Consider the following 20,145-nt stretch of genomic DNA (forward strand, 5'->3'; position numbering starts at 1 on the left):
GAAGTGTATCTGCCGAAAATCCACTGACGTTAGTACCTATCAGTCTTCGACTATGTGAAAGTGTTGCGCTGAATCCGCTGACGGCCGATTGTCGACCTCGGATAGCTCAATAAAGCGGGCACGCATGCAGGTGCCTTGGGCTGATCGTCGTAAGAGGAATCAGTGGGTGTGCTCGTCAGTAGCCTTGAAAGGCTCGTCAGAAAAGACGTGCACCGCTGGCAAAAGAGCCAGGCCTGACGCGGTGAAGCAGATTTGTCTCGGTCGCATCGGCGGCGTCGACGGTGAAGCATCAAGCGTTTTACGCAAATGCCATTAGCCCGGCTGAGGGCCGGGCTTAGGCAAGAAGCTTGCTACGAACGTCTGTGGATTAGTACAGACGAACGGCGCGGCGCTGTTCGCGCTGAACTTTCTTGGCGTGACGCTTAACAGCGGCTGCTGCCTTGCGCTTACGCTCAGAAGTTGGCTTCTCGTAAAATTCGCGGCTACGAACTTCAGCCAGTACACCGGCTTTTTCGCAGGAGCGCTTGAAACGACGCAGAGCTACGTCGAAGGGTTCGTTCTCTTTTACTTTGACGGCTGGCATCCAGAGCTACCTTCATTCATTACCGGGGTCAACATCCTCGCGGCAAAAGAGCACTTGAAGACGTCGGTTTTTAAGGGTTGCGGATGTTAACCCCTCATCGCTCGGAATGCAAAGCCTCTGATCGAAAACCGCTGGTCGGGGCATCACGTGGCGACTATTATGCGCGCCTTCGAATTCAGCCTAAACAAGGCGCAAACCCATGCTAGTACTGGGATTAGAAACCTCCTGCGACGAAACCGGCGTCGCATTGTATGACAGTGAACGCGGTCTGCTGGCCGACGCGCTGTTCAGTCAGATCGACCTGCACCGTGTCTATGGCGGTGTGGTGCCGGAGCTGGCCTCGCGTGACCACGTCAAACGCATGCTGCCCTTGATCCGTCAGGTGTTGGCCGAGGCCGACTGCGTGCCGACCGAGATCGATGCAATCGCCTATACCGCAGGTCCTGGCCTGGTCGGCGCGTTGCTGGTCGGTGCTTCCTGCGCGCAGGCGCTGGCGTTTGCCTGGGGCATTCCGGCTCTCGGTGTGCACCACATGGAAGGCCACTTGCTGGCGCCGATGCTGGAACCGAAACCGCCGGAATTTCCGTTCGTCGCTTTGTTGGTTTCCGGTGGTCATACCCAGTTGGTTCAGGTCGACGGCATTGGCCAATACAGCCTGCTCGGCGAGACGCTCGACGATGCGGCCGGCGAAGCTTTCGACAAAACCGCGAAGATGATGGGCCTCAATTACCCCGGCGGGCCGGAAATCGCCAAGCTGGCCGAGAAGGGCGTCGCAGGACGTTTCACCTTTCCGCGTCCGATGTGTGATCGCCCGGGTCTGGACTTCAGTTTCAGCGGCTTGAAAACCTTCGCCCTCAATACCTGGCAGCAATGCGTCAGCGCCGGGGACGACGGCGAGCAAGCCCGTTGCGACATCGCGCTGGCGTTCCAGCAGGCCGTGGTGGAGACTTTGACCATCAAGTGCAAGCGCGCCCTGAAACATGCAGGCATGAAGCGACTGGTGATTGCCGGCGGCGTCAGCGCCAACAAGGCGTTGCGGGTTTCGCTGGAAAAGATGCTCGGCGATATGAAGGGTGATGTGTTCTATGCGCGCCCGGAGTTCTGCACCGACAATGGCGCGATGATCGCATTTGCCGGTTGCCAGCGCCTGAAGGCCGGTCAGCAGGAAAGTCTGGCAATCACCGTGCAGGCACGCTGGCCAATGGAGCAGTTGTCGGCGCTGTAATGAGCGACGCTCATGGACGGCAGTCAGAAATGCCGTTCGCGCCCGGCAAACAGGTCGCGTAGATTGCCGCGATGGCGCCAGACAATCAGCAAGGTCAGCGCGCTCATTGGCAGCAAGGCTTCCGGCTCCTGCCAGGCCAGCAACGGCAGGGTCAGTGGCGTGGCAATCAGCGCCGCCAGCGAGCTGGTGCGGGTCAGGTAAAACGTCAGTAGCCAGGCACATACTGCCAGCAGCGCGGCGGGTGGATACAGGCCGAGCAGCATGCCGGCGGCAGTGGCAACGCCTTTGCCGCCACGAAAGCGAAAGTACAAAGGGAACAGGTGACCGATCACGGCGCATACGCCAATCCAGGCCTGATCCTGCACTGAAAGGCCCGCGCCCGAGGCGATCAGCACCGGCAGCAGGCCTTTGCACAGATCACCGAGCAGGGTCAGGATCGCCAGTTTGCGACCGGCCAGGCGCAGCATGTTGGTGGCGCCGGCATTACCCGAGCCACTCATTCGCGGATCCGGATTTCCGGTCAGGCGGCTGAGCAAAATGGCAAAGGACAGCGAGCCGAGCAGGTAGGCGAGAATCGCCAGTAACCAAAACATGCTAACTATTCCGGGCGAGGACGCCCTGATTCTAACGGCGCATCGCGCCCTTGTCGTGCAGCGGAGAGAAGTGCTTGGACAGAGTGTTTATCGAGGGCCTGGAAGTCGACACCGTGATCGGTGCCTACGACTGGGAGCGTGGCATCCGTCAGTGCCTGCGTCTTGATCTGAGCTTCGCCTGGGACAATCGCCCGGCCGCCGCCGGTGACGACCTGACCCTGGCGCTCGATTACGCCAGTGTTTCCACGCGCATTCAGGCCTTTGCCGAGCAGGCGCAGTTCCAACTGGTCGAAACCTTTGCCGAGCGTCTGGTTGAAGTGCTGATGGCCGAATTCAAGATCACCTGGGTGCGGCTGAAACTGACCAAACCGGGCGCGGTGCCGGCGGCCAAGGGCGGTGTGGGTGTGGAGATCGAGCGCGGATGTCGCTGACTCAGGTCTACCTCGGGCTCGGTAGCAATATCGAGCGCGAAACCCATATGCGCGCCGGTCTCGATGCGCTGGCCACGTTCCTGGTGGATATCCGTTGTTCGGCGGTGTTCGAGAGCCAACCGGTGGGCATCAAGAGCGGGCCGTTCTTCAATTTCGTGGTCTCGGCCTACACCGATCTGCCGTTGATGGAGCTTGACCGCCGCTTGAAATTCATCGAGGCGGACAACGGTCGTTATGCCCCGGATCGCAAAGGTCTGCCGCTGGATATCGACGTGCTGCTGTATGGCGATCTGGTGGGTAATTTCGATGGATTGATGCTGCCGCGTGCTGAAATCCTGAAAAATGCCTTTGTGCTGTGGCCGCTGTCGTTGATTGCGCCGGATCGGGTGCATCCGGGGGTGGGCAAGAGCTTTGCGACGTTGTGGGCCGAGGCGCAGATTGATCAGGTGTTGGCGCCGGTTGCGTTCGAATGGAATGGGCAGCAATTGACTCCGTCGAATCTTTAAAGCAAAAGATCGCAGCCTTCGGCAGCTCCTACAGAGGAATTTGCGTTTCCCTGTAGGAGCTGCCGAAGGCTGCGATCTTTTGATCTTGCTTCAGGCGTTGTCTTTGTAGATCTTCAATGCTTTCAACCGTTCCCGCTTCAGCGCTTCACCCAGTTCCGGCCCCTTGAAGCCCTTTTCCAGCAGCGGCTGCACCGCCACCGCTCGCGCAGCTTTCGCCGCTCCGCGCAAATAATCCGCCTGTGGATAACTGCGCTGCTCCAGGCCCTTGCGGCCACGGGCGTCCATCTCGCACGCGGCGATAAATTCCTCGAAGCGCTGTGGCCGGCGATAGATATCGAAACTTTGCAGCAACTCCAACAGCGTCGAGGCTTTCAGCTCCAGCGCCCGGTGCCCATGGGTGTGGTATTGCCCGACCAGCAGCGCCAGTTCCTGACAGTCTTTGGGGACTTTGAAGCGCTCGTTGACCGCTTTGATCAGCTTCAGCCCGGTGTGCTCATGGGCGATATGCCGAGGCCATTCGTCTTCCGGCGTCAGGCCTTTGCCCAAGTCGTGCAGCAGGCAGGCCCAGCGCACCGTCAGCGGCTGCCTGTGCAGGGCTGATTGCTCCAGCACGCTCAGGGTGTGCAAGCCGGTATCGATTTCCGGGTGATGAGTTTCCGGCTGGGGTACGCCGAACAGGGCATCGATTTCCGGTATCAGCTCTTTGAGCGCGCCGCAGTCGCGCAATACCTGGATGAAGACCTGTGGATGGTCTTCCAGCAACGCCCGGGAAATTTCCTTCCAACTGCGTTCGGCAGTCAGAGCCTGCAGTTCGCCGGACTGGCTGAGCTGGCGCATGAGATCCATGGTTTCGTCGGCAACCGTGAAACCCAATCCTGCGTAGCGCGCAGCAAAACGGGCAACACGCAGGACACGGAGCGGATCTTCGGCGAATGCCGGGGATACATGGCGCAGGATTCGCGCTTCAAGATCGCGCTGGCCATGGTACGGATCGGTAAGGTTGAGCTGATCGTCCTCGGCCATGGCATTGATCGTCAGGTCGCGGCGAATCAGGTCTTCTTCAAGCGTCACTTCGGGACTTGCGTAGAAGGTGAAGCCGCCGTAACCGCGACCGCTTTTGCGTTCCGTACGGGCGAGGGCATATTCCTCACCGGTTTTGGGGTGTAGAAACACCGGAAAATCGGCGCCAACCGGGCGGTATCCCTTGGCGAGCATTTCCTCCGTGGTGGCGCCCACCACGACCCTGTCGATGTCAGTGACCGGCAACCCCAACAGGCGATCACGTACTGCGCCGCCAACCTTGTAAACCTGCATAAAAAACCTCCGTCAGTCCGACAGGATAACCCTTGCGTCAGACTTTCGGAGGCCGGAACCGGATCAAAGATGAATCACGGCCAGATCGAGCCGGCCGTAATCGCCTTCGCTGTGTTCACTGCGTGGCGGCACGTGATGGGTTTTCATGATCTGGTCGCCTTGCAGGGTTTCCAGATGAATGTCGAAGCCCCAGAGCCGGTGCAGGTGCTTGAGGACTTCTTCGGTGGAGTCGCCCAAGGGTTTGCGGTCGTGCTGCTGATGGCGCAGGGTCAGCGAGCGATCACCGCGCCGATCGATGCTGTAGATCTGCACGTTCGGCTCACGATTGCCGAGGTTGTATTGCGCTGCCAGGGTTTCACGGATGATGCGGTAGCCGCCCTCATCATGAATGGCCGGCACCAGCAAGTCGTCTTTCTGGTCGTCATCGAGAATGCTGAACAGCTTTAGATCACGGATCACCTTGGGCGACAGGTACTGCAGGATGAAGCTCTCGTCCTTGAAACTGCTCATGGCGAACTTGATGGTCGACAGCCAGTCGGAACCGGCGATGTCCGGGAACCAGCGGCGATCCTCTTCGGTAGGCTCTTCGCACATGCGCCGAATGTCGCGGTACATGGCGAAACCCAATGCATAGGGGTTGATGCCGCTGTAGTACGGACTGTCGAAACCCGGCTGGAATACCACGCTGGTGTGCGAGGTGAGGAATTCCATCATGAAGCCGTCGGTGACCAGGCCTTCGTCATACAGGTCATTCATCAGCGTGTAATGCCAGAACGTTGCCCAGCCTTCGTTCATGACCTGGGTCTGGCGCTGCGGATAGAAATACTGGGCGATCTTGCGCACGATGCGCACGATCTCGCGCTGCCAGGGTTCCAGCAGCGGCGCGTGTTTCTCGATGAAATAGAGGATGTTTTCCTGCGGTTCGGCCGGGAAGCGGGCGTTGTCCTTGTCGCTGTATTTGTCCGCGCCTTTGGGAATGGTGCGCCACAGATCATTGATCTGCTTCTGCATGTGCTCTTCGCGATCCTTCTGCCGCCGGCGCTCTTCTTCGGCGGAAATCGGATACGGGCGCTTGTAGCGGTCGACACCGTAATTCATCAGGGCATGGCAGGAATCGAGCAGGTCTTCCACGGCATCGATGCCGTGGCGCTCTTCGCACTGCATGATGTACTGCTTGGCGAACACCAGGTAATCGATGATCGAACTGGCGTCAGTCCAGGTACGGAACAGGTAGTTGCCCTTGAAGAAGCTGTTGTGGCCATAGCAGGCATGGGCCACCACCAGCGCCTGCATGCAGATGGTGTTTTCTTCCATCAGATAGGCGATGCACGGGTCGGAGTTGATCACGATCTCGTAAGCCAGGCCCATTTGTCCGCGACTGTAGGATTTTTCGGTACTGAGGAAGTGTTTGCCGTAGGACCAGTGGTGATAGCCCAGCGGCATGCCCACTGAGGCATAGGCGTCCATCATCTGCTCGGCGGTAATCACTTCAATCTGGTTGGGATAGGTATCCAGCGCGTAGCGGGCCGCGATCCGGGCGATTTCGCGGTCGTAGGTCTGGATCAGCTCGAATGTCCATTCGGAGCCGGTGGAAATGGGTTGGCGCTTCTGCTCTTTGGCGGTCATGTCACTAACCTGCGCTGGAAGAGTTCACGGAAGACCGGATAGATATCTCCGGCCGAGACCAGTTGCTGCTGGGCAAACGTGTCAGAGAAGGCTTCGGCGATGCGTTCGTATTCGTACCACAGGGCCTGATGTTCGCGCGGGGTGATCTCCACGTAAGTGTAGTACTGCACAAACGGCATGATCTGATTGATCAGGATGTCGCGGCAGATCGGCGAATCGTCGTTCCAGTTGTCGCCGTCGGAGGCCTGAGCGGCGTAGATGTTCCACTCGTTGCTCGGATAGCGCTCGGCCATGATTTCCTGCATCAGCTTCAGGGCGCTGGAAACAATGGTGCCGCCGGTCTCACGAGAATAGAAAAACTCCTCTTCGTCCACTTCCCGGGCGCTGGTGTGGTGACGGATGAACACCACATCGATCTTGTCGTAGTTACGCTTGAGAAACAGGTACAGCAGGATGAAAAAGCGCTTGGCGATGTCCTTGGTGGCCTGCGTCATAGAACCGGACACGTCCATCAGGCAGAACATCACTGCTTTGGAGCTGGGGTTGGGTTGCTTGACCAACAGGTTGTATTTCAAGTCGAAGGTATCGAGGAACGGCACGCGGTGAATGCGCGCGCTGAGTTTCTCGATTTCAGCTTCGAGTTCCTGAATATCGCCGAAGTTGTCCGGTTCTTCGCGCTTGAGCCGTGCCAGCTCTTCCTTGGCTTCGCGCAATTTCGCGCGGCTGCTGCCAGACAGGGCGATACGACGCGCATGAGCCGAGCGCAACGTGCGGATGATATTGATGCGTGAAGGGTTACCTTCATTGCTGATCCCGGCGCGGACGGTTTTGAACGTGTCGGTGCCGGTCAGGTTGCGTTTGACCAGGTTCGGCAGTTCCAGATCTTCGAACATGAATTCGAGAAACTCTTCCTGCGTGATCTGGAAGACGAACTCGTCCATGCCTTCGCCTGAATTGCCGGCCTTGCCCGGGCCGCGCCCACCGCCGCCGCCCGGTGGACGGGCGATATGTTCACCGGCCGTGAACTCTTTGTTACCGGGATGCACCACGGTCTGTTTGCCGCCGCGTCCGTGATGAAGTACCGGTTCGTCGATGTCGCGACCGGGAATGCTGATCTGCTCACCGTGCTCCATATCGGTAATGGAGCGGCGACTGACTGCCTCTTCGACAGCCTTTTTGATGTGGTCACGGTAGCGCCGCAGAAAACGCTGGCGGTTCACCGTGCTCTTGTTTTTGCCATTGAGGCGTCGGTCGATCACATAGCTCATAAGGCCCCTCCGGGGAGCTTCAAGTTTTGAGCTGCAAGCTGCAAGTAGAGGCCGATTCACCCGGATGGGGATTCACGCGCGTTCTCCTTGCAGCTTGTGGCTTATAGCTTGCAGCTGCCTCACTGCGACTTGCGGACCCGCAGGTACCATTCGGACAGCAGGCGTACCTGTTTATCGGTGTAGCCACGTTCAACCATTCGCGTAACGAAGTCGTTGTGTTTTTGCTGATCCTCCTTGCTGGCCTTGGCGTTGAAGCTGATGACGGGCAGCAGGTCTTCGGTGTTGGAGAACATTTTCTTCTCGATGACCACCCGCAGTTTTTCGTAGCTGAGCCAGGTCGGGTTCTTGCCGTTGTTGTTGGCCCGGGCGCGCAGGACAAAGTTGACGATCTCGTTGCGGAAATCCTTCGGATTGCTGATTCCGGCCGGTTTTTCGATTTTTTCCAGTTCTTCGTTCAGGGCCACGCGGTTGAGGATCTCGCCGGTTTCCGGGTCGCGATACTCCTGGTCCTGGATCCAGAAATCCGCGTACAGCACGTAGCGGTCGAAGATGTTCTGACCGTATTCGCTGTAGGACTCCAGATAAGCGGTCTGGATTTCCTTGCCGATAAACTCGATGTAGCGCGGCGCCAGGTACTCCTTCAGATAGCGCAGGTAGCGTTCGCGGGTTTCGGCCTGGAACTGTTCCTGTTCGATCTGTTGTTCAAGCACATAGAGCAGGTGCACCGGGTTGGCGGCGATTTCATGCGGGTCGAAGTTGAACACCTTGGAGAGGATCTTGAAGGCGAAGCGGGTCGACAGGCCGTTCATTCCTTCGTCGACACCGGCCGAATCGCGGTACTCCTGAATCGACTTGGCCTTCGGATCGGTGTCTTTCAGGTTTTCGCCGTCGTAGACGCGCATCTTCGAATAGATGTTGGAGTTTTCCGGCTCCTTGAGGCGCGACAGCACAGTGAACTGCGCGAGCATTTTCAGGGTGTCCGGTGCGCAGTGCGCCTTGGACAGGGAACTGTTGAAAAGCAGTTTGTCGTAGATCTTCACTTCGTCGCTGACGCGCAGGCAGTACGGCACTTTGACGATGTAGATCCGGTCGATGAACGCCTCGTTGTTCTTGTTGTTGCGGAAGGTGTGCCACTCCGATTCATTGGAGTGAGCCAGCAGGATGCCGGTAAATGGAATCGCGCCGAGGCCTTCGGTACTGTTGTAGTTGCCCTCCTGGGTAGCAGTCAGCAATGGGTGCAGCACCTTGATCGGCGCCTTGAACATTTCGACGAATTCCATCAAGCCCTGGTTGGCCCGGCACAGCGCACCGGAGTAGCTATAGGCGTCAGCGTCGTTCTGTGGGAATTCTTCGAGTTTGCGGATATCGACCTTGCCGACCAGCGCCGAGATGTCCTGGTTGTTCTCGTCACCGGGTTCGGTCTTGGCCACGGCAATCTGATTGAGGATCGACGGGTACAGCTTGACCACGCGGAACTGGCTGATGTCGCCGCCGAATTCGGCCAGGCGCTTGGTCGCCCAGGGCGACATGATGGTGTTCAGGTAGCGCCGTGGAATGCCGAAATCTTCCTCGAGGATCGCGCCATCTTCGGTGGCGTTGAACAGACCCAGAGGCGACTCGAAGACCGGCGAGCCCTTGATGGCATAAAAGGGCACTTTCTCCATCAGTTGTTTCAGCTTCTCGGCCAGGGACGATTTACCGCCACCGACGGGGCCGAGCAGATAAAGAATCTGTTTCTTCTCTTCCAGGCCTTGGGCGGCGTGGCGGAAATACGAGACGATCTGGTCGATGCATTCTTCCATCCCGTGGAAGTCTTCAAAGGCTGGATAGCGGCGGATCACCTTGTTGGAGAAGATGCGCGACAGCCTCGAATTGGTCGAAGTGTCGAGCAGTTCCGGTTCGCCGATCGCCATCAACAGACGTTCGGCGGCGGAAACGTAGGCGCTGCGATCGTTTTTGCACAGCTCCAGGTACTCCTGCAGAGAGAGTTCTTCCTGGCGTGTGGATTCGAAGCGTTGTTGGAAGTGGCTAAAGATACTCATGACGTCACCTCGCTCGATACGTGGAGCCGACGCCGGATCACTCAGTCGATGCTGGCAGCAGTCGCTGTGGCAGCTGCTGTTTACCCCCCAGAATTCTCCCACGGTCGACAAACCGCGAAAGCTACTCCCGATGACCCGCGCGCCGGTGTACCGGCTCTCCCCTGTTTTGGATGGCCTGCGCTTAAGGATAGTTGGGAATTCGAGAGGTAAAGGCGAGATACGTAATTAGTTGTGGCAGACCGTTCGTCTGCCGCGCGCAGGCCCACGGCAGCCGGGGCCTGCGCCGCGCAAAAAAATTATTCGTCGGTGCCTTGCGCGGTTTCCGAAGGATAGGTCGTACGCCACAGCTCGAAACCGCCATCCATGCTGTAGACATCGGAGAAGCCCTGGCCGACCAGATAGGCAGCTGCGCCTTGGCTGGAATTGCCGTGGTAGCAGACCACGACGGTCGGTGCATCGAGGTCGGCGCCTTGAATGAAAGCGTGCAGGGAATGATTGTCGAGATGTTTGGAGCCGCTGATGTGCAGCGCGGCAAAGGTCGCCGGATCGCGTACGTCGACTACGACTGCGCCCTGTTCACGCAGGGCCTGCGCCTGTTCCGGGGGGATTCGTTTGAATTCGGTCATGACAAAGTACCTGTTGCTCTACTGAAGGCGCAGTCTAACGCGAGGCGTTGACGGGCGAATCGTTGGGGGTGAGTGGGGCGACTGATGGCGCAAGCCCGCCGTGCTCGTCGCATTTGCATGACAGGCGTTCGCCGCTGTCGACGTTCATAAGCGTCAGGCTGCCGCCCCATACGCATCCGGTGTCCAGCGCGGAAATGCCCGGCTCGTGGATATTGCCCTCGAGCGCGGCCCAGTGACCGAAGATGATGCGCAGGCCTTTGGTCTTGCGCTCCTTGTGCTGAAACCACGGCTTGTAGCCGGGCGGTGCGCTGTCGAGGCCTTCCTTGCTTTTGAGGTCGAGCTTGCCCTCAGCGGTGCAAAAGCGCATGCGTGTGAAGTAATTGGTGATTACCCGCAGACGATCAATGCCTTTGAGATCGTTGTCCCATTTTGCCGGTTCATTGCCGTACATACCGTCAAGGTAGGCGGGGAACACGTTGTCGTCACGCAAGGCGGTCTCGACTTCGGCGGCGCACTTCAACGCACGGCGCAGCGACCATTGCGGCGGGATGCCTGCATGGACCATCGCAACATCGCGTGTTTCGTCGTAATGCATCAGCTTTTGCTGGCGCAGCCATTCCATCAGTTGCGGCCCATCGGGGGCCTCGATGATTTCGCGCAGTGTGTCGCTTTTCTTCAGGCGCTCGATCTTCTTCGCGGCGGCCAGCAGGTGCAGGTCGTGATTGCCGAGCACGCAGACCAGCGACTCACGCATGCCAAAGAGAAAACGCAGGGTTTCCAGCGACTGCGGGCCACGGTTGACCAGATCGCCGACCAGCCACAGCCGGTCAAGCGCCGGGTCGAAGGCAGCTTGTTTGAGCAGGCACTTGAGCGGTTCGAGGCAGCCTTGCAGGTCACCGACGGCATACGTCGTCATCAGTGCAGGGCTCCGGGCACGGCGAGGCGAAACGGTTTGATGACGGCATCGAAATGTTTGCCGTCGTCGGCGAGCATTTGATAAGTGCCCTGCATGGTGCCGACCTTGGTGGTCATCACTGTGCCGCTGGTATACGTGTGGCTCTTGCCTGCATCGATCAACGGTTGCTGGCCGACGACGCCTTCACCGCGCACGTGTTCGACATGGCCGTCACCATCGGTGATCACCCAGTGCCGGGACAGAAGCTTGGCCGCAACCTCGCCGTTGTTCTGTACGGTGATGGTGTAGGCGAAGGCGAAACGGTCGTGTTCGGGTTGCGATTGGTCTGGCAGATAGCGGGTGACGACGCTGACATCGACCTGATAACGGGAATCGGACATGCAAGAAGGCCTTAACGAAGCGGAACGCGGGGCGTAGCTGATGGGGAATCAGTCTAGGCAAGTATCGGGCAGTAAACCAGAGTGGTGTGCTGCCCGATAGCGTTCATCGCGAGTCAGTCGGCGGCAGGAGTGGCCGGGACCTGTATCGCGAGCTGGTCGGCCAGACGCACGAATGCAGCCAGATCCAGCTGCTCGGGACGCAGGCTGCCATCGACGCCGGCGGCTTCGATTTCGGCATTGCTGAGCAATTGCTTGAGGGTGTTGCGCAAGGTTTTACGGCGCTGATTGAAGGCTTCGCGCACCACGCGCTCCAGCAACTTGTGATCTTTGGCCGGGTGCGGCAGTACCGCGTGGGGCACCAGACGAACGATCGCCGAGTCGACTTTCGGCGGCGGGTTGAATGCGCCTGGGCCGACGTTGAACAGATGTTCCACGCGGCAATGGTACTGGACCATGATCGACAGACGACCCCAGTCACCGCCACCCGGGCCTGCGGCCAAGCGCTCGACCACTTCTTTCTGCAGCATGAAGTGCATGTCGCGAATGATGCCGGCGTTGTTCAACAGGTGAAAAATCAACGGCGTGGAGATGTTGTACGGCAGGTTGCCGACCACCCGCAGGCTGTTTGGCGCGGCGTTCAGTGTATTGAAGTCGAACTTCAGCGCATCGCCCTGATGCAGGTTGAAATTACTCATGCCGGCAAACTGCTGGTTGAGGATCGGGATCAGATCCTTGTCCAGCTCCACTACGTCGAGTTGCGCGCCGGAGCCCAGCAAACCTTGGGTCAGCGCACCCTGACCGGGGCCGATTTCCAGCAGGCGATCGTCAGGCTTGGCATGGATGGAGCGCAGGATGCGGTCGATAACGCCGGCATCGTGCAGGAAGTTCTGACCAAAGCGTTTGCGCGCCTTGTGTTGATATTGCTCGTTCATAAACGGGTCTCGGCCATCTGGTAGGCGGTTTCCAGGGCGACTTGCAGGCTGCCGGTATCGATCCTGCCGCTGCCGGCCAGATCCAGGGCGGTGCCATGGTCGACCGAGGTGCGGATGATCGGCAGGCCCAGCGTCACGTTGACGGCAGCGCCGAAGCCTTTGTACTTGAGCACGGGCAAGCCCTGGTCGTGGTACATCGCCAGCACTGCGTCGCAGTGCTCCAGATATTTGGGGGTAAACAGAGTGTCGGCAGGCAGCGGGCCACGAAGGTCCATGCCCTCGCCGCGCAGGCGCTCTAATGTCGGTTCGATGATGTCGATTTCTTCATGGCCCAGGTGGCCGCCTTCACCGGCATGCGGGTTGAGACCGCAGACCAGGATGCGGGGCCGGGCGATGCCGAATTTGTCTTGCAGGTCGGCGTGCAGGATTCGCGTGACCCGCTCCAGCCGCTCCGGGGTGATCGCGTCGGCAATCTCGCGCAGGGGCAGGTGGGTGGTGACCAGCGCCACGCGCAAACCGCGAGTGGCCAGCATCATCACTACTTGCGCGGTGTGCGTCAGGTCGGCGAGAAATTCAGTGTGTCCAGAGAACGCGATGCCCGACTCGTTGATCACACCTTTGTGCACGGGCGCGGTGATCATCCCTGCGAAATCACCGTTCAGGCATCCGTTGCCGGCGCGGGTCAGGGTTTCGAGGACGAATGCAGCGTTGGCCTTGTCCAGTTGCCCGGCGATTACCGGTGCGCTGAGCGGCGTGTCCCAGACGTACAGGCTGTTGGCCGGTGCTGGAACATCTGGCCACTGCCCCGGCGCGACATCCAGCAGACTGACGGCCAGCCCCAGCTGCGCGGCCCGCTCAAGGAGTAGGTCGCGGCTGGTGATGGCAATCAGGGGATGTGGCTGGGCTTGCGAGGCGAGCAGCAGGCACAGGTCGGGACCGATGCCGGCCGGTTCGCCGGGTGTCAGCGCGAAACGCTTGGGTTTCACTGCGCTGCCTGGTCTGCACCAGGAAGTTTGATCTCTACGTACGCTTCGTCACGTATCTGACGCAGCCAGGTTTGCAGCTCTTCATCGTATTTGCGGTTACGCAGTACGGACATCGCTTGCTGCTCACGGGCCTGTTCGGTGCCGTCAGTGGCGCGACGGCCAAGGACTTCCAGCACGTGCCAGCCGTATTGGGTCTGGAATGGCTTGGACAGCTGACCTTGTGGGGTCGAAGCCATCACTTCGCGGAATTCCGGTACCAGCACGTTCGGGTCGATCCAGTTCAGGTCGCCGCCGTTGAGGGCGGAACCCGGGTCTTCCGAGTAGTTTTTCGCCAGCTCGGCAAAGTCTTCGCCGGCGGTGATGCGGTCATACAACGATTGCACCAGTGCCTTGGTCTTGGCTTCGTCGCGGATCGGGCTCGGCTTGACCAGGATGTGGCGGACATGGACTTCGTCGCGCATCTGCGCTTCGCCGCCACGTTTGCCCAGCAGCTTCAGAATGATGAAGCCGCCCGGCGTGCGCGCAGGCTGAGTGATGTCGCCAACCGCCATGCTGCTCAGCTCACGATCGAACGGCGGTGGCAGTTGTGCGGCTTTACGCCAGCCCATCTCGCCGCCTTCCAGCGCGTTGTCGCTACCGGATTTGGCCACGGCCATCTGACCGAAGTCGGCGCCTTGCTTGAGCTGCTGGTATACATCCATCGCCTGACGATAAGCGCTCTGAATGGCTTCAGAGTTGGCGCTTTCCGGGGTCGGAATCAGGATGTTGGCCAAGTGCAGTTCTTCGGACAGCTGCATCTTACCGAGGTCGGAGGCGAGGAAGTTCTTCACTTCCTGCTCGGACACCTGGATACGCTCCGCCACACGACGCTGACGCACACGGCTGATGATCATTTCGCGCTTGATCTGATCACGGGCGTCGTCATAGTTCAGGCCGTCACGAGCCAGTGCAGCACGAAACTGATCGACACTCATGTTGTTGCGCTGAGCAATGGTGCCGACAGCCTGGTTCAACTCTTCGTCAGTGATGCGGATGCCCGAGCGTTCACCGATCTGCAGTTGCAGGTTTTCGACGATCAGACGCTCGAGCACTTGCTGATCGAGCACACCCGGAGGCGGCAGACCGCCACCGCGCTTGGCGATGGTCTGCTGAACTTCGTGAACGCGTTGGTCCAGTTGGCTCTGCATGACCACGTCGTTATCGACGATCGCCACCACTTTATCGATGGACTGTACGGCGGCGTTGGCCGCCGTACCCAGGAACAGCGCGCCCAGCAGCACCGGGCGCAGACAATCAGAAAGCTTGGTCTTCACGTTCACGATAACCTTGAATGCCTTTGTCGAGGAAGCTCTCTACCTTGGCGCCAGTCAGGCCGCCGAGTCCCTTCAGAACAATTTGGAGGAAGATGCCATGGTCGCCTTTTTCGTTTTCCGGGGCGTTCTGACTGTTTTCGTCATAGGCGACCCAGTAACGGTTGATCAGGCGCAGTTTCCAGCAGCAGTTGTCGTATTCGAAACCACCGAAGGCTTCCAGCGTGCGATTGCGGTTGTAGTCGTACTGCCAGCGACTGATGGCGTTCCACTGCGGAACGATCGGCCAGATGACCGAGAAGTCATGCTGCTGGATCTTGTAGTAGTCCTTCACGTAGCCAGGTTGACCCGGGGTGCCGTAGTCACCGCCGCCCACAGTCCAGCGACCGGTGTTCTGGTCGTAACGAACCTGGTCGTTACGATAGCGGTAACCGACGTTGACCACCTTGTTCGGGTTGTCTTCCGGCTGGTAGTGGAACATCGCGCTGCCAGAGCGCGGGCTGCGGCTGTCCGGGTCCCAGTTGTAGTCGGCAGTGGTGCGCCAATCGCGGTTCCAGCGGTATTCGTATTCCAGCGCGTATGGCGAAACGTCGGATTTCGCGTCGTCACGATCGTTGAAAGCGATACCCGGCAGTTGGACCTTGCGATCCTTGAAGTACAGAGCCTGGCCAACGCTGATGCGCTGACGCTCGAAACCGTTGTCTTCGATCCAGCGACTGGTCACGCCCAGAGACAGCTTGTTCTCGTCACCGACACGGTCGGAGCCGGTAAAGCGGTTGTCACGGAAAAGCGACGAGTAGTTGAACGTCGTTTCGCTGGTGTCGAATACCGGAATGTCTTCCTGATCTTTCTCAGGTACATAGAGATAGAAGAGACGTGGTTCTAGGGTCTGGCGATAATTCTTGCCGAAATAGGAGGTATTGCGGTCGAAGTACAGTCCACTATCTACGCTGGCTATAGGGACGCCGCGGTTCTGGTTGCGACTGTAGTCTTCACCAGCCAGTAGCGTGCTTTTGCCTTGCTGGTCGAGATCAAGCTGATACTGCGTGTACTGATACTTCAACGATGGTTTGAGGAAACCATACGTCCAATTCATCGGCAGGCTGACGCCCGGCTTCAGATTCAGGCGATCGCCGTTAGCGCGGGCCAGACCGCTGATGTTTGTGTCGAGACGACGCTCGGCAATGCCATCTTCATTGATGAAGTCACCATCACGTAGATCGCGATCGAAACGAACCAGCTCGGTCTCGTAATCGAAATTCAGACCTTCCGGATGGTACGGCAGCTGACCATTGAAGGTGATCTGCGGCAGACGACCATACGGTGTGATGTTGGAAACGGTAGCCAGCTGATATTGCTGAGCATTCAGGCGTGCGGTGTAGTTGTCGCCACGGTAGCTGACCGCACCCTGCTGATTGACGAAATCATCGCTCTTCACACCAATCTGATCGGTCTGCAGATCCTGGAAGTAATACGGATCGCTGATCTTGGTGTAGTCAACTTCTGTGAGCACACGGGAATCGAGACCGCCCTTGTGCTGCCAGTTGTACATATAGCGAGTGTCCTTGTAGTCGGACTGAAGCTTGCGATCGTCGTTCTCATCGTTGAGATACGCCGCACCGAACTGCCCTTCACTCGACTTGGTCAGGTAGCGGAACTCACCCTCCACCAGCATGCCGCGCTTGCTCATGTAACGCGGGTACAACGTGGCGTCATAGTTCGGCGCCAAGTTGAAGTAGTACGGCGTGACCAGCATGAAGCCGGTGTCGCTGCCCGAGCCGATGGTCGGCGGGAGGAAACCTGACTGGCGACGGTCGTCGATCGGGAAGTAGATGTACGGGGTGTACAGAATCGGGATGTCTTTGACGCGCAACGTCACGTTGGTCGCGGTACCGAAACCGGTGGCCGGGTTCAGGGTGATGTTGTTGCCCTTGAGCTGCCAGGCGTTGCTGTTCGGTTCGCACGTGGTGTACGTGCCGTCCTTCAAGCGGATGATCGCGTTTTCGGCACGCTTGGCATACAGCGCGTTACCGCGGATGCGCGATTTGTGCATCACGTATTCGGCGTTGTCGACCTTGGCTTCACCGGTGTCGAGCTGCACATCGGCGTGGTCGCCGACGATCAGCGCGCCGTTGTCACGGATGCGCACGTTGCCGGCCAGTTCGCCACGGCTCTCGGCCTGATACAGATTGGCCTCGTCGGCTTCGACCTGCATGCTGCCCTGACGCATGATCACGTCACCGGCGAGGCTGGCGACTTGTGTGTCCTGCTCGTAACGCGACGCTTTGGCACCGATGAAGGTCGGCGCGTCACTTTTATTCGTCTTGTCATTCATGCCAGGACGAATCGGTTCGATATAGGAACCAGAGCAGTAAGGACCGGTCTCGGCCAATTGCGCAGCGGTGAGCTTCTCGCGCGGAACCCAGTCGAGGTGACTGTAGTCTTCGCTACGGGATTTCAGGCCGCGGCCCTTGGACTCGGTGACCAGTGCGGTTTTCGCGCCAGTGTCGGCGTCGGAACCCTTGTCGGCCGCAGGCTCGCCGGCAGCGCTGACGGCACTGCCGTCATGCACCGGACGCGGCGGCAATGCCGCGGCGGGCGACTTGGGCGCACAGTCCCAGCCACCCGTAGCCGAGACGGAGCAGTCATACTGCTCGGCGGCAACAACGAATTGACTGGCCAGAGGTTGCATAGCCAGCAGACTGCCGGTTACCAACAATGGAAATTTTTTACGAAACGCGGGGGATTTCAATGCCATCTTATTAGTCCGGGCTTCCTGCGTGCCATCTGCCCGCGGTGTGGGCCGCACGCCTCTCGATGGTCTGAAAAAGATGCTGGATAATAAAGCATGACCCGCTTGACGGCTAGCGCCGTCGGAGACCCTTGCAATGCCTGACCAAGATGTACGCTTGCAACACCTGAAAGTTTGGCTCGATGAGCAGTTGGCAAAGCTGTTTGCCGAGCAGGGCTGGGGCACCGTGCCCCCGGCCACGTTGACCGCGGCCAGCAGCGACGCGAGTTTCCGCCGCTACTTCCGCTGGGAGGGCGATGGTCGCAGCTTCGTCGTGATGGACGCGCCGCCACCCCAGGAAAACTGCAAACCGTTCGTGGATATCGCTTTTTTGCTGGCGAAATCCGGAATTAATGTGCCGAAAATTTACGCCGAAGACCTCGAACGCGGTTTTCTTTTGCTCAATGACCTGGGCAACAAGACCTATCTCGACGTCATCGATGGCGAAAATGCCGACGCGTTATTCCACGATGCCCTGCAAGCGCTGTTGGCTTTTCAACAGTTGCCGATGGTTGCGCCGTTGCCCAGTTACGACGTCGCCTTGTTGCGTCGTGAGCTTGAGTTGTTCCCCGAGTGGTACGTCAAGCATGAGCTGGGCGTCGAGTTCGATGCGGCCCAGCAGCAACAGTGGCAGCACATCAGCGAGCTCTTGATCGACAGCGCGCTGGCGCAGCCGAAAGTGCTGGTGCACCGCGACTACATGCCGCGCAACCTGATGCTCAGCGAGCCGAACCCTGGCGTGCTGGACTTCCAGGACGCGGTGTACGGCCCGGTGACCTACGACGTGACTTGCCTGTTCAAGGACGCTTTCCTCAGCTGGCCGGAAGAACGTGTACGCGGCTGGCTGGAAAGTTATTGGCAGCAAGCCTCGGCACTGGACATTCCGGTGCAAGCTGATTTCGAAGACTTCCTGCGCGCCAGCGACTTGATGGGCGTGCAACGTCACCTGAAAGTCATCGGCATCTTCGCGCGTATCTGCCATCGCGATGGCAAGCCGCGTTATCTGGCCGATGTGCCGCGCTTCTTCTCTTATATAGAAGCAGTGATCGCCCGCCGTCCTGAACTGGCGGAGCTGCAAGCGCTGTTCAGCAGCTTGCGTGCTGGAGCGACGGCATGAAGGCAATGATTCTGGCGGCGGGCAAAGGCGAGCGTATGCGCCCGCTGACCCTGACCACGCCGAAACCGCTGGTGCAGGCCGCTGGCGTGCCGCTGATCGAGTATCACCTGCACGCCCTCGCGGCTGCAGGCTTCAACGAAATCGTCATTAACCACGCCTGGCTCGGTCAGCAGATAGAGGATCATCTGGGTGACGGTTCGCGTTTCGGCCTGAGCATCCAGTACTCGCCGGAAGGCGAGCCGCTGGAAACCGGTGGCGGGATTTTCCGTGCGCTGCCGTTACTAGGTGACGATGCGTTTCTGGTGGTCAACGGCGACATCTGGACCGATTACGACTTCAGCGTGCTGCACCAGCCGATCAATGGCCTGGCGCATCTGGTGCTGGCGGACAATCCGGCGCATCACCCGAAAGGCGACTTCACTCTCATCGACGGCAAAGTGCAGGACGGCGAGCCTGATGCGCAGACGCTGACCTACAGCGGCATCGCCGTGCTGCATCCGCAGTTGTTCGATGGTTGCAGCGATGGCGCCTTCAAGCTCGCGCCTCTGCTGCGCAAGGCCATGGCCAAAGATGAAGTGACGGGCGAGCGTCTGAAGGGGCATTGGGTGGATGTCGGTACCCACGAGCGTCTGGCCGAAGCCGAAGCCTTGATAAGAGCGAGTCACTGAGATGCTGTGGCCAGGGACTCTGATTGGAGCCGGAGTGGGGTACGCGATTGCCAGCATTCCGGGGGCCATGCTTGGGGCGTTGTTGGGGCAGGCGCTGGATCGGCGCCTGCACTTGCAGAGCTGGGGACACTTACGCGAAAAGCTCGGCGGCCGGCCGATGCTGCGCAACGATGAACTGCTGTTCGTGTTGCTCGGGCGTCTGGCCAAGAGCGACGGGCGCGTCACTGACGGGCATATCCAGCAGGCGCGCAATGAAATGCGCGCGCTGGAAATGAGCGAGCCGGCGACACGGCGGGCAATTGCCGCGTTCAATCGCGGCAAGTCCGGCAGCGACAATCTGCGCGGCTATCTGCGTCGTCTGAGTTCTCAACCGCACGCGGCCGAAGGTGTGTTGCGCGCCTGTTGGCGAATGGTTTGGGCTGATGGTGGCGCCGGGGTCAGCGAACGCGAGTTGCTGGCGCAGTGGGGCAAGTGGCTCGGCTGGACGTCGCAGCAGGTGCAAGCGCTGGCCAGCGATTACGAGCCGGGCAAGCGGCCGATCGTCAGTGCGGCAGTGAGCTATCAGGAGGCGATGAAGCTGCTTGGGGTGTCGGCGAGCAGCGAGCCGGCACAGATCAAGCGCGCTTACCGGCGATTGCTCAGTCGCCATCACCCGGACAAAATCGCCGGCAGCGGCGCGACCCCGGCGCAGGTGCGTGACGCGACCGAGCGTACGCGGGAACTGCATAGCGCCTATACGCTGATTCGCGAGCGGCGGGATTTTCGCTAGAAGTTAGATGGGTGTTGCTTGTGCTTGCCCCTTCGCGAGCAGGCTCGCTCCCACATTGAATT

At 59.4% G+C, this 20,145-nt stretch carries 19 protein-coding genes; 6 read left to right on the forward strand and 13 right to left on the reverse strand.

Going from position 1 to position 20,145, the window contains the following annotated elements; genetic code table 11:
* Positions 1 to 367: 367 nt before the first annotated feature.
* A complete protein-coding gene (gene rpsU / locus ACV8MC_RS09225; protein WP_002551877.1) occupies positions 368 to 583 on the reverse strand; it encodes a 30S ribosomal protein S21 in 216 nt (71 codons plus the stop codon).
* Between the two features lie 199 nt (positions 584 to 782).
* Between rpsU and tsaD the strand changes: the two genes are divergently transcribed.
* On the forward strand, positions 783 to 1,808 hold the full coding sequence (tsaD, locus tag ACV8MC_RS09230) for a tRNA (adenosine(37)-N6)-threonylcarbamoyltransferase complex transferase subunit TsaD (RefSeq protein ID WP_457265080.1): 1,026 nt from the start codon (positions 783 to 785) through the stop codon (positions 1,806 to 1,808).
* Positions 1,809 to 1,831: 23 nt separating this feature from the next.
* On the opposite strand, the gene plsY is transcribed toward tsaD, so the two are convergent.
* The gene (gene plsY / locus ACV8MC_RS09235) at positions 1,832 to 2,401 is read right to left on the reverse strand and encodes a glycerol-3-phosphate 1-O-acyltransferase PlsY (RefSeq protein WP_041476705.1); all 570 of its coding nucleotides are present in this window, start codon (positions 2,399 to 2,401) and stop codon (positions 1,832 to 1,834) included.
* A 74-nt stretch (positions 2,402 to 2,475) separates the two neighbouring features.
* On the opposite strand from plsY, the gene folB reads away from it, so the two are divergent.
* Together folB and folK are read left to right on the forward strand one after the other, a co-directional pair.
* On the forward strand, positions 2,476 to 2,832 hold the full coding sequence (gene folB / locus ACV8MC_RS09240) for a dihydroneopterin aldolase (protein ID WP_016772885.1): 357 nt from the start codon (positions 2,476 to 2,478) through the stop codon (positions 2,830 to 2,832).
* Positions 2,823 to 3,338, forward strand: a complete 516-nt coding sequence (folK, locus tag ACV8MC_RS09245; RefSeq protein WP_457265083.1) for a 2-amino-4-hydroxy-6-hydroxymethyldihydropteridine diphosphokinase — start codon at positions 2,823 to 2,825, stop codon at positions 3,336 to 3,338. Before folB ends, folK begins: the two co-directional genes overlap by 10 nt.
* Before the next feature lie 90 nt (positions 3,339 to 3,428).
* On the opposite strand, the gene ACV8MC_RS09250 is transcribed toward folK, so the two are convergent.
* The 11 genes from ACV8MC_RS09250 to ACV8MC_RS09300 all read right to left on the reverse strand — a co-directional run bounded on the left by ACV8MC_RS09250 (position 3,429) and on the right by ACV8MC_RS09300 (position 17,496).
* Complete coding sequence (locus ACV8MC_RS09250; RefSeq protein ID WP_457265085.1) at positions 3,429 to 4,652, reverse strand: multifunctional CCA addition/repair protein; 1,224 nt, start codon at positions 4,650 to 4,652, stop codon at positions 3,429 to 3,431.
* Positions 4,653 to 4,715: 63 nt separating this feature from the next.
* Positions 4,716 to 6,278 carry a SpoVR family protein gene (locus ACV8MC_RS09255; RefSeq protein WP_024014545.1) on the reverse strand — a complete coding sequence of 521 codons (1,563 nt, stop codon included), beginning with the start codon at positions 6,276 to 6,278 and terminating at the stop codon, positions 4,716 to 4,718.
* Positions 6,275 to 7,546 carry a YeaH/YhbH family protein gene (locus ACV8MC_RS09260; RefSeq protein ID WP_039757709.1) on the reverse strand — a complete coding sequence of 424 codons (1,272 nt, stop codon included), beginning with the start codon at positions 7,544 to 7,546 and terminating at the stop codon, positions 6,275 to 6,277. The genes ACV8MC_RS09255 and ACV8MC_RS09260 overlap by 4 nt, the downstream gene beginning before the upstream one ends.
* A gap of 119 nt (positions 7,547 to 7,665) precedes the next feature.
* The gene (locus tag ACV8MC_RS09265) at positions 7,666 to 9,588 is read right to left on the reverse strand and encodes a PrkA family serine protein kinase (protein WP_016772892.1); all 1,923 of its coding nucleotides are present in this window, start codon (positions 9,586 to 9,588) and stop codon (positions 7,666 to 7,668) included.
* A gap of 296 nt (positions 9,589 to 9,884) precedes the next feature.
* Positions 9,885 to 10,214 (reverse strand): thiosulfate sulfurtransferase GlpE, encoded by a 330-nt coding sequence (gene glpE / locus ACV8MC_RS09270; protein WP_056786663.1) that lies wholly within the window; start codon positions 10,212 to 10,214, stop codon positions 9,885 to 9,887.
* 34 nt (positions 10,215 to 10,248) lie between these two features.
* Entirely contained in the window at positions 10,249 to 11,130 is an 882-nt protein-coding gene (locus ACV8MC_RS09275) for a symmetrical bis(5'-nucleosyl)-tetraphosphatase (RefSeq protein ID WP_252868386.1), read from the reverse strand.
* Positions 11,130 to 11,510, reverse strand: coding sequence for a Co2+/Mg2+ efflux protein ApaG (gene apaG / locus ACV8MC_RS09280; RefSeq protein WP_457265089.1), 381 nt, complete (start codon positions 11,508 to 11,510; stop codon positions 11,130 to 11,132). Before apaG ends, ACV8MC_RS09275 begins: the two co-directional genes overlap by 1 nt.
* A 113-nt stretch (positions 11,511 to 11,623) precedes the next feature.
* Positions 11,624 to 12,442, reverse strand: a complete 819-nt coding sequence (rsmA, locus tag ACV8MC_RS09285; protein ID WP_016772896.1) for a 16S rRNA (adenine(1518)-N(6)/adenine(1519)-N(6))-dimethyltransferase RsmA — start codon at positions 12,440 to 12,442, stop codon at positions 11,624 to 11,626.
* Positions 12,439 to 13,428 (reverse strand): 4-hydroxythreonine-4-phosphate dehydrogenase PdxA, encoded by a 990-nt coding sequence (gene pdxA, locus ACV8MC_RS09290; RefSeq protein ID WP_016772897.1) that lies wholly within the window; start codon positions 13,426 to 13,428, stop codon positions 12,439 to 12,441. Before pdxA ends, rsmA begins: the two co-directional genes overlap by 4 nt.
* Positions 13,425 to 14,747, reverse strand: a complete 1,323-nt coding sequence (gene surA / locus ACV8MC_RS09295; RefSeq protein WP_252886887.1) for a peptidylprolyl isomerase SurA — start codon at positions 14,745 to 14,747, stop codon at positions 13,425 to 13,427. Before surA ends, pdxA begins: the two co-directional genes overlap by 4 nt.
* Positions 14,722 to 17,496: an LPS-assembly protein LptD gene (locus ACV8MC_RS09300; protein ID WP_150636794.1), complete on the reverse strand. Its 2,775-nt coding sequence runs from the start codon at positions 17,494 to 17,496 to the stop codon at positions 14,722 to 14,724. Before ACV8MC_RS09300 ends, surA begins: the two co-directional genes overlap by 26 nt.
* A gap of 130 nt (positions 17,497 to 17,626) precedes the next feature.
* On the opposite strand from ACV8MC_RS09300, the gene ACV8MC_RS09305 reads away from it, so the two are divergent.
* Genes ACV8MC_RS09305 through ACV8MC_RS09315 form a run of 3 tightly spaced genes read left to right on the forward strand, consistent with a single transcriptional unit; the run spans position 17,627 to position 20,083 of the window.
* Positions 17,627 to 18,646, forward strand: a complete 1,020-nt coding sequence (locus ACV8MC_RS09305; protein ID WP_095181413.1) for an aminoglycoside phosphotransferase family protein — start codon at positions 17,627 to 17,629, stop codon at positions 18,644 to 18,646.
* Positions 18,643 to 19,314, forward strand: a complete 672-nt coding sequence (gene murU, locus ACV8MC_RS09310) for an N-acetylmuramate alpha-1-phosphate uridylyltransferase MurU (protein WP_457265092.1) — start codon at positions 18,643 to 18,645, stop codon at positions 19,312 to 19,314. The genes ACV8MC_RS09305 and murU overlap by 4 nt, the downstream gene beginning before the upstream one ends.
* Position 19,315: 1 nt before the next feature.
* Complete coding sequence (locus tag ACV8MC_RS09315; RefSeq protein WP_457265094.1) at positions 19,316 to 20,083, forward strand: TerB family tellurite resistance protein; 768 nt, start codon at positions 19,316 to 19,318, stop codon at positions 20,081 to 20,083.
* Positions 20,084 to 20,145: the final 62 nt, after the last annotated feature.

It is taken from the genome of Pseudomonas sp. PK-RTE-24 (assembly GCF_054052265.1).

Bases quoted from the DNA above. Each gene is read 5' to 3' on its own strand.
- murU (WP_457265092.1), top strand. From the start codon at position 18,643: ATGAAGGCAATGATTCTGGCGGCGGGCAAAGGCGAGCGTATGCGCCCG.
- glpE (WP_056786663.1), bottom strand. From the start codon at position 10,214: ATGACCGAATTCAAACGAATCCCCCCGGAACAGGCGCAGGCCCTGCGT.
- plsY (WP_041476705.1), bottom strand. From the start codon at position 2,401: ATGTTTTGGTTACTGGCGATTCTCGCCTACCTGCTCGGCTCGCTGTCC.
- ACV8MC_RS09275 (WP_252868386.1), bottom strand. From the start codon at position 11,130: ATGACGACGTATGCCGTCGGTGACCTGCAAGGCTGCCTCGAACCGCTC.
- folK (WP_457265083.1), top strand. From the start codon at position 2,823: ATGTCGCTGACTCAGGTCTACCTCGGGCTCGGTAGCAATATCGAGCGC.
- rsmA (WP_016772896.1), bottom strand. From the start codon at position 12,442: ATGAACGAGCAATATCAACACAAGGCGCGCAAACGCTTTGGTCAGAAC.
- tsaD (WP_457265080.1), top strand. From the start codon at position 783: ATGCTAGTACTGGGATTAGAAACCTCCTGCGACGAAACCGGCGTCGCA.
- ACV8MC_RS09265 (WP_016772892.1), bottom strand. From the start codon at position 9,588: ATGAGTATCTTTAGCCACTTCCAACAACGCTTCGAATCCACACGCCAG.
- rpsU (WP_002551877.1), bottom strand. From the start codon at position 583: ATGCCAGCCGTCAAAGTAAAAGAGAACGAACCCTTCGACGTAGCTCTG.
- ACV8MC_RS09315 (WP_457265094.1), top strand. From the start codon at position 19,316: ATGCTGTGGCCAGGGACTCTGATTGGAGCCGGAGTGGGGTACGCGATT.
- ACV8MC_RS09260 (WP_039757709.1), bottom strand. From the start codon at position 7,546: ATGAGCTATGTGATCGACCGACGCCTCAATGGCAAAAACAAGAGCACG.
- ACV8MC_RS09305 (WP_095181413.1), top strand. From the start codon at position 17,627: ATGCCTGACCAAGATGTACGCTTGCAACACCTGAAAGTTTGGCTCGAT.
- ACV8MC_RS09250 (WP_457265085.1), bottom strand. From the start codon at position 4,652: ATGCAGGTTTACAAGGTTGGCGGCGCAGTACGTGATCGCCTGTTGGGG.
- ACV8MC_RS09255 (WP_024014545.1), bottom strand. From the start codon at position 6,278: ATGACCGCCAAAGAGCAGAAGCGCCAACCCATTTCCACCGGCTCCGAA.
- apaG (WP_457265089.1), bottom strand. From the start codon at position 11,510: ATGTCCGATTCCCGTTATCAGGTCGATGTCAGCGTCGTCACCCGCTAT.
- ACV8MC_RS09300 (WP_150636794.1), bottom strand. From the start codon at position 17,496: ATGGCATTGAAATCCCCCGCGTTTCGTAAAAAATTTCCATTGTTGGTA.